The sequence below is a fragment of the Mesorhizobium sp. RSR565B genome, assembly GCF_054719465.1.
The window spans coordinates 746,196-759,380 of sequence record NZ_JBTTIE010000001.1 but is presented as its reverse complement, the minus strand read 5'-3'; the positions used below and the strand labels follow the sequence as shown (position 1 = coordinate 759,380).

At 63.2% G+C, this 13,185-nt stretch carries 14 protein-coding genes; 11 read left to right on the top strand and 3 right to left on the bottom strand.

The window, feature by feature from the left end; genetic code table 11:
- Window positions 1-94 precede the first annotated feature (94 nt).
- The 7 genes from ACYG9R_RS03770 (at window position 95) to ACYG9R_RS03740 (ending at window position 3,374) form a co-directional block, all read left to right on the top strand.
- Window positions 95-826 (top strand): hypothetical protein, encoded by a 732-nt coding sequence (locus ACYG9R_RS03770; RefSeq protein ID WP_023687159.1) that lies wholly within the window; start codon window positions 95-97, stop codon window positions 824-826.
- A gap of 199 nt (window positions 827-1,025) precedes the next feature.
- A complete protein-coding gene (locus ACYG9R_RS03765; protein WP_023687160.1) occupies window positions 1,026-1,349 on the top strand; it encodes an ArsR/SmtB family transcription factor in 324 nt (107 codons plus the stop codon).
- On the top strand, window positions 1,346-1,771 hold the full coding sequence (locus tag ACYG9R_RS03760) for an SRPBCC family protein (RefSeq protein ID WP_023687161.1): 426 nt from the start codon (window positions 1,346-1,348) through the stop codon (window positions 1,769-1,771). The genes ACYG9R_RS03765 and ACYG9R_RS03760 overlap by 4 nt, the downstream gene beginning before the upstream one ends.
- A 57-nt stretch (window positions 1,772-1,828) precedes the next feature.
- A complete protein-coding gene (locus ACYG9R_RS03755; RefSeq protein WP_023687162.1) occupies window positions 1,829-2,221 on the top strand; it encodes a VOC family protein in 393 nt (130 codons plus the stop codon).
- 24 nt (window positions 2,222-2,245) lie between these two features.
- Window positions 2,246-2,467, top strand: a complete 222-nt coding sequence (locus tag ACYG9R_RS03750) for a hypothetical protein (RefSeq protein WP_023668396.1) — start codon at window positions 2,246-2,248, stop codon at window positions 2,465-2,467.
- A 3-nt stretch (window positions 2,468-2,470) separates the two neighbouring features.
- Entirely contained in the window at window positions 2,471-2,929 is a 459-nt protein-coding gene (locus tag ACYG9R_RS03745; RefSeq protein ID WP_023687163.1) for a DUF1801 domain-containing protein, read from the top strand.
- 13 nt (window positions 2,930-2,942) lie between these two features.
- Complete coding sequence (locus ACYG9R_RS03740) at window positions 2,943-3,374, top strand: DUF1801 domain-containing protein (RefSeq protein WP_245260083.1); 432 nt, start codon at window positions 2,943-2,945, stop codon at window positions 3,372-3,374.
- A gap of 5 nt (window positions 3,375-3,379) precedes the next feature.
- Here ACYG9R_RS03740 and ACYG9R_RS03735 read toward each other — a convergent pair whose 3' ends face one another.
- Window positions 3,380-4,066 (bottom strand): HAD family hydrolase, encoded by a 687-nt coding sequence (locus ACYG9R_RS03735; protein ID WP_023706677.1) that lies wholly within the window; start codon window positions 4,064-4,066, stop codon window positions 3,380-3,382.
- A gap of 188 nt (window positions 4,067-4,254) precedes the next feature.
- Between ACYG9R_RS03735 and ACYG9R_RS03730 the strand changes: the two genes are divergently transcribed.
- Window positions 4,255-5,388 carry a site-specific DNA-methyltransferase gene (locus ACYG9R_RS03730; protein ID WP_023727472.1) on the top strand — a complete coding sequence of 378 codons (1,134 nt, stop codon included), beginning with the start codon at window positions 4,255-4,257 and terminating at the stop codon, window positions 5,386-5,388.
- A gap of 219 nt (window positions 5,389-5,607) precedes the next feature.
- Here the strand turns inward: ACYG9R_RS03730 and ACYG9R_RS03725 are convergent, their stop codons facing one another.
- Both ACYG9R_RS03725 and mutY read right to left on the bottom strand, forming a co-directional pair.
- Window positions 5,608-6,219 carry an HAD family hydrolase gene (locus ACYG9R_RS03725; protein WP_023754849.1) on the bottom strand — a complete coding sequence of 204 codons (612 nt, stop codon included), beginning with the start codon at window positions 6,217-6,219 and terminating at the stop codon, window positions 5,608-5,610.
- 22 nt (window positions 6,220-6,241) lie between these two features.
- Window positions 6,242-7,363, bottom strand: a complete 1,122-nt coding sequence (mutY, locus tag ACYG9R_RS03720; RefSeq protein ID WP_023727471.1) for an A/G-specific adenine glycosylase — start codon at window positions 7,361-7,363, stop codon at window positions 6,242-6,244.
- A gap of 50 nt (window positions 7,364-7,413) precedes the next feature.
- On the opposite strand from mutY, the gene ACYG9R_RS03715 reads away from it, so the two are divergent.
- The 3 genes from ACYG9R_RS03715 (at window position 7,414) to smc (ending at window position 12,344) form a co-directional block, all read left to right on the top strand.
- Window positions 7,414-7,920, top strand: coding sequence for a DUF721 domain-containing protein (locus ACYG9R_RS03715; RefSeq protein WP_023687168.1), 507 nt, complete (start codon window positions 7,414-7,416; stop codon window positions 7,918-7,920).
- Between the two features lie 167 nt (window positions 7,921-8,087).
- Window positions 8,088-8,816: a DsbA family protein gene (locus ACYG9R_RS03710; protein WP_023692056.1), complete on the top strand. Its 729-nt coding sequence runs from the start codon at window positions 8,088-8,090 to the stop codon at window positions 8,814-8,816.
- A 69-nt stretch (window positions 8,817-8,885) separates the two neighbouring features.
- Complete coding sequence (gene smc / locus ACYG9R_RS03705) at window positions 8,886-12,344, top strand: chromosome segregation protein SMC (protein WP_460221806.1); 3,459 nt, start codon at window positions 8,886-8,888, stop codon at window positions 12,342-12,344.
- The last annotated feature ends 841 nt before the right edge of the window (window positions 12,345-13,185 follow it).

Genomic DNA, 13,185 nt, shown 5'->3' with positions numbered 1-13,185 from the left:
ACGGCAATTGGTTAATTTTCCGAGCCGCCTCAGTCGCATTTTTGCCGTGGCGTTGCTATACGTCACCAACTTTGCGAGAGGGAAGTGCAGTTTCATGGCGTTTCATAAGTTCAACCGTCGCTTTGTCGCGGGTCTGGCGCTAACCGGCTTTATGCTTGCCGCCGCCGGTTGCCAATCGAGCGACAATGGCATCCTCAATCTCGGTTTCGGCAAGAAGACCGACCCGAATGCGCCAATACCGCCTCAGGATCCCAAGGTTCTCGCCAGCCAGTTGCAGGCCTACTGCCCGAAAGTGACGGTGCGCGATGGCACCGCATACTTCAATACCTACGCCAAGGGCGCGCCGCAGCCGAAAAAGAAAAAGGCTGATGCAACACAGGATGCCGAGGCCGCTGCCGCCGCGCAGACGGCGCCTGACGGCTCCATCGTCGATCCGAACAAGGATCCGGCCAAGATCATCTACCAGGCCTCGATCAGCGATGTGAGCCGCGATTGCAGCCGTGCCAACGGCCAGTTGACGATGAAGGTTGGCGTTGCCGGCAAGATCGTGCCGGGACCGCTGTTCGCCCCCGGCACCATCACCATGCCGATCCGCATTGCCGTCATGCACGGCCCCGACGTGCTTTATTCGCAGATCCACCCCTATCAGATCCAGGTCAGCGATCCCTCGACCGCCACCCAGTTCGTGTTCACCGATCCCAACGTCGTCGTGCCCGAACCCTCCGCCCGGGATTACACTGTCTATGCCGGCTATGACGACACCGCGCCGGCGGCGGTGGACAAGAAGTCCGGCAAGAAAAAGAAGCGCGCTCCGGCGACGAACTAAGCGCCTGGGCGCCGTCGCTGCTGCGACGGTGCCGGTCAACTCTTTGAAAGATCCAAACGATCCGATCGTAATCCTGCAGGCGTGCGCCTGCGGCAGGTCGCGTCTGCGCTTTAATCTCGATCCATTCCGCCAGCGCACTTGACTCATCCATATCCCGGCGGTTATACGTCAATCAATAGCTCGCAGGTTATTGATCCCGATGCCGGACGCCCACGATACTTTGTTCAGAACGCTTGCCGACCCGACCCGGCGGGCCATCTTCGAGCGCTTGTGCCGCCAAGGTGAGCAGACCGTGGGGGCGCTGACGGCGCAGTCCGGGGTCTCGCAACCGGCGGTGTCGAAGCATCTCGGCGTCCTGAAGCTGGCCGGCCTGGTGCGTGACCGCCACGCCGGACGCCAGACCCACTACAGCGCGCAGCCCGAGGCACTTGGTCCGCTGACCGACTGGACAGTTCAAATGACAGGATTCTGGGAGAGCCGCTTCGATGATCTCGAGAACCTGCTGAAAAGGATGGACCAGTGAGCAATCCCGAACTGCGCACCGTCGTCGTCGAACGTGAAATATCCTGGCCGGCGGAGAAGATCTGGCGCGCGTTGACGCAGCCGCATCTGATGGAGGATTGGCTCATGAAGAACGATTTCAAGCCTGTCGTCGGCCACAGCTTCAATCTTCGCGGCGACTGGGGCGGCGTGCTCGACTGCGAGGTGCTGGCCATCGAGCAAAACAGGACGCTGTCCTACAGCTGGGATTTTGCGCATGAGGATGCCGCCTACAATCTGAAGAGCGTGGTGACGTTCACGCTCACACCCACGAGCTCGGGAACCCATCTGCGCGTCGAGCAGTCGGGCTTCCATCCGAGCCAGAAGCAGGCCTATGGCGGCGCCAGGGCCGGGTGGCAGCAATTCCTCACCAAGCTGGAGCAGGTCCTGGCGAAGCCGGATTGAAGCCTGCCGGTACCATGCCCTGATCGCGGGGCACCGAATGCAAAAAGGAGGAAATCGATGAAGATCAAGCTGACCAGCGTCTATGTGGACAACCAGGACAACGCACTGCGCTTCTACACCGACGTGCTGGGCTTTGCTGTGAAGGCCGACTTCAGCAATGGGGCTTTTCGTTGGCTGACCGTCATCTCACCCGATGAGCCCGAGGGAGCCGAGCTACAGCTGGCGCTCAACGACAACCCGGCCGCCAAGGCCTACCAGCAGGCCATCTTCAAGCAGGGGCAGCCCGCGCTCATGCTGTTCACCGACGACGTCAAGGGTGATTACGAGCGCATCAAGGGACGCGGCGGTGCGTTCGCCATGGCGCCGACAGAAGTGACCGGCTCGACCATCGCCCAGCTCAACGACAGCTGCGGCAATCTCATCCAGATCACCCAACTGGCGCGTTGGTAGGCGCTGGTTCAAGAGGAAGTTGCAATGAACTTGAGCAAATGGATACGTCAAACCCATCGTTGGCTGTCGATCATCTTCACGCTGACCGTGGCAGCCAATTTCATCACCATGGCGTTCGGGCAACCTCCGGCCTGGGTGGTCTATTCGCCGCTGCTGCCGCTATTCCTGCTGCTGTTCAGCGGCCTCTACATGTTCGTGCTGCCTTACGTCGCGAGATCGCGTGGCGAGCAGGGCGCGCAAGGGTAGGACATGGCCAAGGCGCCGGGAAAATCGAAGGTCGCAAAACCGGCCCCAGACAAGCCGGAAAAGCCGGTCCTGCTTTCGGGCGGCAACCCGCAGATCCCTAAGGTCTATGGGGACGCTCCGGTGCAGGCATATATTGCCGCCATGCCGGGCTGGAAAAGCGATGTCGGGCGCCGGATCGACGCACTTATCGTCAGCGCCTTCCCCGGCGTCTGCAAGGCGGTGAAGTGGAACTCACCGTTCTATGGCATCGAGGGCGACGGTTGGTTCCTCAGCCTGCATTGCTTCACCAGATACGTCAAAGTCGCCTTCTTTCGCGGCACGTCGCTCGATCCTGTGCCTCCCGGCGGTTCCAGGCAAAAGGAAGTGCGCTATCTCGACATCCATGAAGGCGAAGAGATCGACGAAGCCCGCTTCGCCTCCTGGGTGAAGCAGGCCAGCCGATTGCCCGGCGAGAAGATGTGAACGGAGGCAGACCATGAAGATCAGCATGTCGAGCAAGGACGAGGGAGGCGCCTCTGCCTCCGAGCGGATAGATGCCCGAATCCGGGAGCTGGACGATTGGCGGGGCAAGACGTTGGCCAGCCTGCGCAAGACCATCCTCGACGCCGACCCGGAAATCATCGAGGAGTGGAAGTGGATGGGCAGCCCGGTATGGTCACGCGACGGCATGATCGCCGTCGGCAACGCTCACAAGGACAAGGTGAAGCTGACCTTTTCTCACGGTGCCAGCCTGCCGGATCCCGACAGGCTGTTCAACAACGGGCTCAACGGCAAGGTGTGGCGCGCCATCGATGTGTCGGAGGGCGACGTGATCGATGCGGATGCGCTGAAAGCGCTCGTCCGCGCCGCGATTGCCTACAACAGGGCTAAGAAGAAACCGGCCAGGTCGGCCAAAGCCAAGGACTGATCGGTTCAGGCGTCCGACCATTCCGACAGAGCGGCAACCACACTTTTCAGTTCGGCCCAGCGGCGGATGACGGTTTCGGCGCCGGCTTCGGTCAGCACATCGGCATGGCCGGGATAGCTGTGCGCGGCGCCGGTGAAGCCGATCACGCGCATGCCAGCGGCCCTGGCGCCGGTGACGCCGTGCACCGAATCCTCGATGACGAAGGTGTTTGCCGGATTGGCGTTGAGTTGCTGCGCCGCGATCAGGAACACATCCGGCGCGGGCTTGGTTTTCTTGCTTGGTATTTCCAGCGCTGAAAAAATCCGGCCGGCGAAGAACGGCAGCAGGCCCACTTTCTCGAGCATGAACTCGATCCGCTCCAAGCGTGAGTTCGAGCAGACGCAGCGCGGCGCGGTGACCGCGGCGACCGCCTCGCGCACGCCGTCGATGGCGCGCACGTCGCTGCGCAGTTTGCGGTCGACCAGCTCTTCGGCCCGGTCGATCATCGAGGCCTGGAACGGGATGGCGGATTTTTGCTCGACCCGCATCATGATGTCCTTGAAGGTCAGTCCGGCATAGGTTTCGGCGTATTCCTCAGCCGAGATTTCATATCCGGCCAAGGTCAGCAATTCGGCCTCGACGCGGGCTGCGATGATTTCGGAATCGACGAGCACGCCGTCGCAATCGAAGATGACAAGATCTGGCTGGGGCATGGCAATCCGAACGAGGGAGGGTGATGGAGGCCCGGCAAGGCTCAAGCGGCGCGACATACACCAACGGGCCGGGCTGCGCAAATTGACGACGTCAGGGCTGCCTGGACCGTTGCGTCCTTCACCGAATATTTACGCTGATCGGTAACCATAACGGGGAGTAAACAGTAACGCGTGCCTTGGGTGTAAAAATGTCTGCCGTGCGTCTTGTCGCCGACCTCTCCCACGCCCCCCAGCAATCCGAGTGGCTGGACACGATCCTCAAGGGCGATTGTGTCGCCGCGCTCGACCGGCTGCCGGAAAAATCCATCGACGTCATCTTCGCCGATCCGCCTTACAATCTGCAACTCGACGGCGATTTGCACCGGCCCGACCAGTCCAAGGTCGACGCCGTCGACGATGACTGGGACCAGTTCGAGAGCTTCGAGGCCTATGACGCCTTCACCCGCGCCTGGCTCCTGGCGGCACGCCGCGTGCTGAAGCCGAATGGCACCATCTGGGTCATCGGCTCCTACCACAACATCTTCCGCGTCGGCGCCAAGATGCAGGATCTCGGCTTCTGGATTCTCAACGATGTCGTCTGGCGCAAGACCAACCCTATGCCGAATTTCCGCGGTCGCCGCTTCCAGAACGCGCATGAGACCATGATCTGGGCCTCGCGCGACCAGAAGGGCAAGGGCTATACCTTCAATTACGAAGCGATGAAGGCATCGAACGACGACATCCAGATGCGCTCCGACTGGCTGTTCCCGATCTGCACTGGCGGCGAGCGGCTGAAGAACGACAATGGCGACAAGCTGCATCCGACGCAGAAGCCGGAAGCGCTGCTCGCCCGCATCATGATGGCCTCGACCAAGCCGGGCGACATCGTGCTCGACCCGTTTTTCGGTTCCGGCACCACCGGTGCCGTGGCCAAGCGCCTCGGCCGCCATTTCGTCGGCATCGAGCGCGAACAGGCCTATATCGACGCCGCCAATGAGCGCATCGATGCCGTGCGGCCGCTGGAAAGCGCCGATCTCGCCGTGCTCACCGGCAAGCGCGCCGAGCCGCGCGTCGCCTTTGTCAGCCTCATCGATACCGGGCTTATGCAGCCCGGCGCCACGCTTTACGATGCCAAGAAGCGCTGGTCGGCCAAGGTACGCGCCGACGGCACGGTTGCCATCGGTGACAGCGCCGGCTCGATCCACAAGATCGGCGCCGAAGTGCAGGGCCTGGACGCCTGCAATGGCTGGACCTTCTGGCACTATGAGCGCTCGGGCGGCCTGACCCCGATCGACGAACTGCGCCGCATCGCCAGGCTCGGTATGGAGCGCGCAGGGGCCTGAGATTCAAGGTTTAAATTCGGCGCTCTACGACGGCCCCCCTCTGCCCTGCCGGGCATCTCCCCTCAAGGGGGGAGATTGCTGTCATCAACGCTTTCGCCAATTTTTGATCTTGCAAGGTGAGAACGGCCGCAGCGGCTGCTGATCTCCCCCTTGGGGGGAGATGCCCGGCAGGGCAGAGGGGGGCGCCATAAAGCGCTACCTTCGACCCCTCTGCGTAGCTCAGGTCGCGATGCCATACCGCTCAAGGTCCGCCTTGAGCGTTTTTGCATCTGTGAACAGCACAGCATTCCAGCCAGCCGCCCTGGCTCCATCGACATTCCTGGGGCTGTCGTCGATGAACAGCGTGGCTGACGGTTCGAGACCGAACGCGGCGACGTGATGGTCGTAGATGGCGCGGTCGGGCTTGATCTCACGGATATCGGCCGACACGGTCACGCCGCGCGGGCGGCTGAGGAAATCGAAGCGCAGCCTCGCCTCGGCAAGCGTGTCGGCGGCGAAATTCGTCAGCATGGTCACGTCGCGGCCGCTCTCGATCAGACCGAGCATGATGGCGACGCTGTCGTCATAGGCATGCGGCACCATGTCATTCCAATAGCGACGGAAATTGCGAATATTTTCAGCATGATCCGGGTAATCCGCGATCAGCAGCGCTTCCGCCTCTTCCCACGTCCGGCCACGGTCCTGCTCGATGTTCCAGTCATGCGTGCAGACATTGTCGAAGAACCACTTGCGCTCTTCGGCATCGGGAATGAGGCGGCTGAACGGAATGTTTGGATCGTAGTGGAGCAAGACGCGGCCGATGTCGAACACGATATGGCGGATTTCAGTCATTTCTGGCCTTTCAAAGCGAATGCTAGTCAATTGGGCGGTGTTTTTTGGTTGCGCCCGGTATCGCTGCTTCGATGACCTTTTTCATGACCGTCGGCAGCGCTTCACCGGAAATGTCATGGGCCAGCGACCAGAAATGCCCTTCCGGCGCATCACTTTTCACTTGAGCGTGAAAAACTTCGAGCTCGAGCGCGAAATGGGTGAAGACATGCGCGATCTCTCCGGCGCGCCGCCAGTCCGCAGCGAAGGGCGCTGCCTCCGAAGTGGTTGCGCCGTCTATCCGGGCTGTCCAACCTGTGGTCGGCACCTCGGTCATGCCGCCGAGCAGGCCCTTGTCAGGCCGCTTGCGCAGCAGGATGGCGCCGTCGCCTCGCTCGACGACGAAGGCGGCACCCCGCCTGAGTGGTTTGTCGACCTTGGGCAGGCGGACCGGAAAGCGCTCGGGGTCGCCGGACAGGATGGCGCTGCAATCCTCGCGCACCGGGCACAGCATGCAGCGCGGCCGTCTTGGCGTGCAGATCGTGGCGCCAAGGTCCATCATTGCCTGGGCGAAGTCGCCCGGCCTTGTCTGCGGAACCAGTCTTTCGACGAGCGCGCGGATCTCGGGCTTTGCCTCGCTGAGCGGCGTTGCGATCGAATAGAGCCGCGAGATGACACGTTCGACATTGCCGTCGACGACCGCCGCCGGACGGTCGAAGGCGATCGCCGCGATCGCCGCCGCCGTATAGGCGCCGATCCCCGGCAATTCCCTCAATCCCGTTTCTTTGTCGGGAAAACGGCCGCCCTGGCTCGCAACCAGATCGGCGCAGGCCTTGAGGTTGCGCGCCCGTGAATAATAGCCGAGCCCGGCCCAGGCCTTCATCACATCCTCGGCCGGCGCAGCCGCCAGCGCCTTCACATCAGGCCATTTCTCGACAAAGGCGCGAAAATAGGATTTTACCGCTTCGACCGTGGTCTGCTGCAGCATCACTTCCGACAGCCAGATGCGATAGGGGTCCGGCCGTGCACCGCCGGCCGCCGCGTGCGGCGTGATCCGCCACGGCAGTTCGCGATGGTGCGCGTCATACCAGGCAAGCAGACGCGCGGCGATCTCTCCTGATAGAGTTGGTTCGGATGCGGCCTTGCGGGTCTGTTCGTGCAGTGCCATTGATCGCGGGCTGGCTCTAGGCTGGTGAGGAGCGTGGCTGGAGAACGTACATGGCAGGGAGAACGCCTTACGGCAATCCCGTTCCGGTGAGCGATCTCGCGACCGCGATCCTCGACCCCGTGCTGCGCAAGCGGGCCGGCATTTCGATCGGGCTGGTGCAGTCATGGGAAGAGATCGCCGGCCCCAGGCTCGCCGGCCATTCGCGCCCCGAAAAAATCCAGTGGCCGCGCCGCATGCATGAGGACGATCCGTTCGAGCCGGCGGTGCTGGTCATCGCCTGCGAGGGCATGGCCGCGCTGCACCTACAGCACGAGACCGGCGAGATCATCAACCGCGTCAATGCCTTTCTCGGCTTCAACGCGATCGGCAGGATCCGGATCGTGCAAAAGCCGGTGCTGAGGGACAAAGCCCGGCCGAAACCGACGCCGAGAGCACTGACTTCTGTCGAAAAGGCCAAATTGTCCGATACCGTCGGCAAGATCGAGGATGAAGGCTTGCGCGCCTCGCTGGAGCGTCTTGGCGCCACAATTCTTGGCCAAAGGAAGCGGCCAAGGTAATCAACCGGCAATCAGTCGGTCATGAACGCGTCATCTATCTCGCGCATTCGTGATCCTGCATGTAGAGTTTGGCGATTGGAATGGGGACGGCGATGCCTTAATTCCCGCCAACTCTCGCCTTTTCTAGCCTTTGCGTTGCAAAATCAAACCACAGTCAGGTGATTCGCATGAACCGTAGCTTGTCCCGCAGAAACCTCCTGTCTTCGCTGGCCGTCATTCCGGCAGTGGCTATGCTCGCCGCATGCAGCGATTCAGGCGAGGACGCCAAAGCAGCGGATGTGAAGCCTGCGGCTCCCGCGCCTGCTTCGACGCCTGCCACTCCGGCCGCCGTCAAGGTCCCGGAGTCTTCCGGCAATGTCGACATGGCCGAACTGCTGAAGCCCGGCGCTTTGCCCGACAAGCAGCTCGGCAAGGATGACGCCAAGGTCACCATCGTCGAATATGCCTCGATGACCTGCCCGCATTGTGCGCATTTCGCCGCGACCACCTTCCCTGAGTTGAAGACCAAATACATCGACACCGGCAAGGCGCGTTACATCCTGCGCGAATTCCCATTCGATCCGAGCGCCGAGGCCGGTTTCATGCTGGCGCGCTGTTCGAAGGACAATTATTTCCCGATGGTCGACGTGCTGTTCAAGCAGCAGGCCAACTGGGTCGGCGTCAACAATACCAAGGATGCGCTGCTGCAGATCTCCAAGCTCGCCGGTTTTACACAGGAGTCCTTCGAGGCCTGCTTGACGGACCAGAAACTTCTGGACGATGTGAGATCGGTCCAGAAGCGCGGCGCCGATGAATTCAAGGTCGACTCGACGCCGACCTTCTTCATCAACGGGAAAACCTACAAAGGTGCGATGTCGATTGAGGAAATATCGGCCATCATCGACCCTCTGCTCTGACGTCCAGGCGGCGCCGGAGCGACTGCGCTTCGGCGTCAGCGCACCTTTGTGCCTTCCAGGCAGGCGCGAATGAAGTTTTCGCGCCTTCGCCTCCTCGGCTTCAAGTCCTTCGTCGAACCCGGCGAGTTCGTCATCGAACGTGGCCTGACCGGCATTGTCGGGCCGAATGGCTGCGGCAAGTCGAACCTTGTCGAGGCGATGCGCTGGGTGATGGGCGAAAGCTCATACAAGAACATGCGCGCGTCCGGCATGGACGACGTGATCTTTTCCGGCTCGGGAACGCGCCCGGCCCGCAACACCGCCGAAGTCACGCTGTTCCTCGACAATAGCGACCGGACCGCGCCCGCCGCCTTCAACGACGCCGATGAATTGCAAGTGTCGCGCCGCATCGAGCGCGAAGCCGGCTCGCTCTACCGCATCAACGGCAAGGAAGCCCGCGCCAAGGACGTGCAGCTTCTGTTCGCCGACCAGTCGACCGGCGCGCGCTCGCCTTCCATGGTCGGACAGGGCCGCATCGGCGAACTGATCCAGGCCAAGCCGCAGGCGCGCCGCGCGCTGCTCGAAGAGGCCGCCGGCATTTCCGGCCTGCACACGCGCCGTCACGAGGCCGAGCTTCGGCTGAAGGCGGCCGAACAAAATCTGGAACGGCTGGACGATGTCGTCGGCGAACTGGAGAGCCAGATCGAAAGCCTTAAGCGCCAGGCGCGCCAGGCATCGCGCTTCAAGAACCTGTCGGCCGATATCCGCAAGGCGGAAGCCACGCTCTTGCATCTGCGCTGGACTTTGGCCAAAACCCAGGAGGGCGATGCGCGTTCGGCATTGGCGGTTGCCACAGCTCTGGTCGGCGACCGCGCCGCCGCCCAGATGGCTGCCGCCCGTGAGCAAGGCATCGGCGCCCACCGGCTGCCCGATCTGCGCGATGCCGAGGCCGCCGCGGCTGCCGCCTTCCAGCGCCTGTCGATCGCCAAGGCGCAGATCGAGGAGGAGGCAGGCCGCATCCGCGCCCGCCAGGCCGAACTCGAGCGCCGGCTGCAGCAGCTCGACGGCGACATCGCGCGCGAGGAGCGCATGGTGCGCGACAATGCGGATATTCTTGAGCGCCTGCGCGAAGAAGAAGCCACGCTCAATTCCGAAAATGCCGGCGCCGCCGAACGCGAGGCCACGACGCGGGCCGCTTTCGAGCAGGCCGGCACAACGCTCTCGCAGAGCGAAGCCAAGCTCGCTGCGCTAACCGCCGAACGCGCCGAGGCCGCCGCCGCGCGCAATCAGATCGAACGCACGCTGCGCGAAAACGCCGAACGCCGCGATCGCTTTGCCCGCCATCTGGCCGATGTCGACCGCGAATTGTCCGAGATTATGTCGAAGGTTGCGGGCTTGCCCGATCCCGCCGAGAAGCGCGCTCTGGTCGAGGACGCGCTCGCCCGGTTGGAGGAGGCCGAGGCCGGCGCCATTGCTGCCGAACAGGCGGTCGCCGAGGCGCGCGCCACCGAGAGTGCCGCCCGTCCGCCGCTGCAGGATGCCAGGGCCGAACTCGCCGGCATCGAGACCGAAGCCCGCACGCTGGCCAAGATCCTCAATGCCGCCAGCGGCGATCTTTTCCCGTCGGTGCTGGAGCAACTCAGCGTCGAACGCGGCTATGAGACGGCCCTTGGTGCTGCGCTTGGCGAGGATCTCGACGTGCCGCTCGACCGCAGCGCGCCGGTGCACTGGGGCGAAAGCCAGGTTCAACCAGGCGATGCGGCCTTGCCGGAAGGCCTCAAGAGCCTCGCCAGCGTGGTGCGCGCGCCTTCGCAGCTTGCCCGCCGGTTGGCGCAGATCGGCATCGTCGATGCCGCCGACGGCAAACGCCTGCAGACGCTGCTTGCCCCCGGCCAGCGGCTGGTCAGCCGTGACGGCGCGCTGTGGCGCTGGGACGGGCTGACCGCCAGCGCCGATGCACCGACCGCGGCCGCGCAAAGGCTGGCGCAGAAGAACCGGCTGGCCGAGCTCGATGCCGAGGCGGTGCAGGCGACGCAGATCATGCGCGAGGCAGAGGCTGCCCTTGCCCAGGCCGAACATGCACTCCGCCAGGCGAGTGAGGCCGAACGCAATGCCCGCCAGGCCGGGCGCGATGCCCAGCACGGCCTGGACGCCGCCCGCAGCGCGCTGGCCGAGGCCGAAAAGGCCGGTGGCGAGCTGGCAAGCCGCCGCGCCGCCCTGGACGAGGCGCGCGCACGAATCGTCGACAGCCATGAAGAAACGGCCGCCGCCTTCGCCGAGGCCGAAATGCTGCTGCAGGACGCCCCCGATCTCGGCGACCTGCAATTGCAGCTTGAACAATCCGCCGCCAATGTCGGCAGGGACCGCGCAACCTTGGCCGACGCGCGCGCCGTCCATGAAGGCCTGCGCCGCGAAGCCGAGGCGCGCACGCGCCGGCTCGACGCCATCGGCGCCGAGCGCAGCAACTGGTTGCAGCGGGCCGAAAACGCCTCGACGCAGATTGCCTCGCTGGGCGAGCGCAGGGCCGAGGCCGAGGCCGAGCGCGAAACGCTGGCCGACGCCCCCGACGAGATCGACGCCAGGCGGCGCGCGCTGCTGTCGCAGCTGACCGAGGCCGAGACCTTGCGCAAGGCGGCCGCCGACCGTTTGCAGGAGGCCGAGAACAAGCAGGCCGAGCTGGACAAGGCCGCCACCGCGGCCATCCAGTCGCTGGCCGATTCCCGCGAAACCCGCGTCCGCGCCGAAGAGCGATTGACCGCCGCCGATGAGCGCCGGCTCGAGGTCGAGGCGCGCATCCAGGAAACGCTGAACACGCCGCCGCATCTGGTCATTCGCCATACTGGCCTGGAAGCCGACAGCCCGATGCCGGAAATGGCCGAGATCGAGCGCCAGCTCGACCGGCTGAAGGTTGAGCGCGAGCGGCTCGGCGCCGTCAATCTGCGCGCCGAGGAAGAGCAGAAGGAATTGTCGGACCGGCTGGAGACCATCGTCTCCGAGCGCGAGGACATCATCGAGGCGATCCGCAAGCTCAGGCAAGCGATCCAGAGCCTGAACCGCGAAGGCCGCGAACGGCTGCTTGCCGCTTTCGAGGTGGTCAACGGCCATTTCCAGCGGCTGTTCTCGCATCTGTTCGGTGGCGGCACGGCCGAACTGCAGCTGATCGAATCCGACGACCCGCTCGAAGCCGGGCTCGAAATCCTGGCACGTCCGCCCGGCAAGAAGCCGCAGACCATGACGCTGCTGTCCGGCGGCGAGCAGGCACTGACGGCGATGTCGCTGATATTTGCCGTGTTCCTGACCAATCCGGCGCCGATCTGCGTGCTCGACGAAGTCGACGCGCCGCTCGACGATCACAATGTCGAGCGCTTCTGCAACCTTATGGACGAAATGGCCGCGACCACCGAGACGCGCTTCGTCATCATCACCCACAACCCGATCACGATGGCGCGCATGAACCGCCTGTTCGGCGTGACCATGGCCGAGCAGGGCGTCAGCCAACTGGTCTCGGTCGATCTGCAGGCCGCCGAGGCGATGCGCGAGGCGAGCTGACGCAGCATGCTTTGTTGATTTCGTCGGCGATGGCCTCGATCCGACTGTTGCAACAGGACCGTCGCCCTTGCGACCTGCTTGCGACGCGCATTCTGTAAGGTTCGAAGAGAAGGAATTTAAGCGCCACCTGAGAGCGAACGCCAAAGCCCACATGCAAAGCGCCCGGCCAACGCGAAAGCGATGCCTATAAGGCACAGATGGCAATAGGCTCCGACCGCAATTCAGCTGCCACGTTTATCGGAAGCCCAGGAAGCTCAGTATCGCAATCACGATAACGACTGCTCCGATGAGCCAGATTATGTTGTTCACCGTATCTCTCCCGAACTAGTTGCTGGGAGTGAACTCGTAAGAGCCTACTAATGTTCCCGCATTTTCTGCGTCGAAACAAAATGGCGGCCAGCGCTTCGTCGATTGCCAGACCAAGGTCCGAACAGGGTATGACTGAAGTCCTGACGTCGGAGCCATAGGCCTGAAGGCGGGCAACCTATGCCCTCCCGATACATTGGAACCGGGCTGCCGAGCATGAGTCCCTTCATCGGTGGTCAATCGGGTGCCCGCCATTCCTGAGAGGTTAGCGGGCACCCGATTGTCGTGACACCGCCAACGGCGTGCGTTTCAATAGCGAGGCTAACAGTGACCTTTGTCCAGAGATCTGTGCGTGACGGCGCAACCCGACCCGCAAACGACAACGACAGTCCTGCGGAGGTTTCTTCCGTTCTTGACCTCATACCATCGGCTGACGACGACAAGGTCGCTGAGCTTGTCAGGCGAACAGAGCGCCTGGCAATCGCAGTGGTTATCGGAATCGCGGTTCTGCTGATCTTGGCGCCGGTGGTTTACC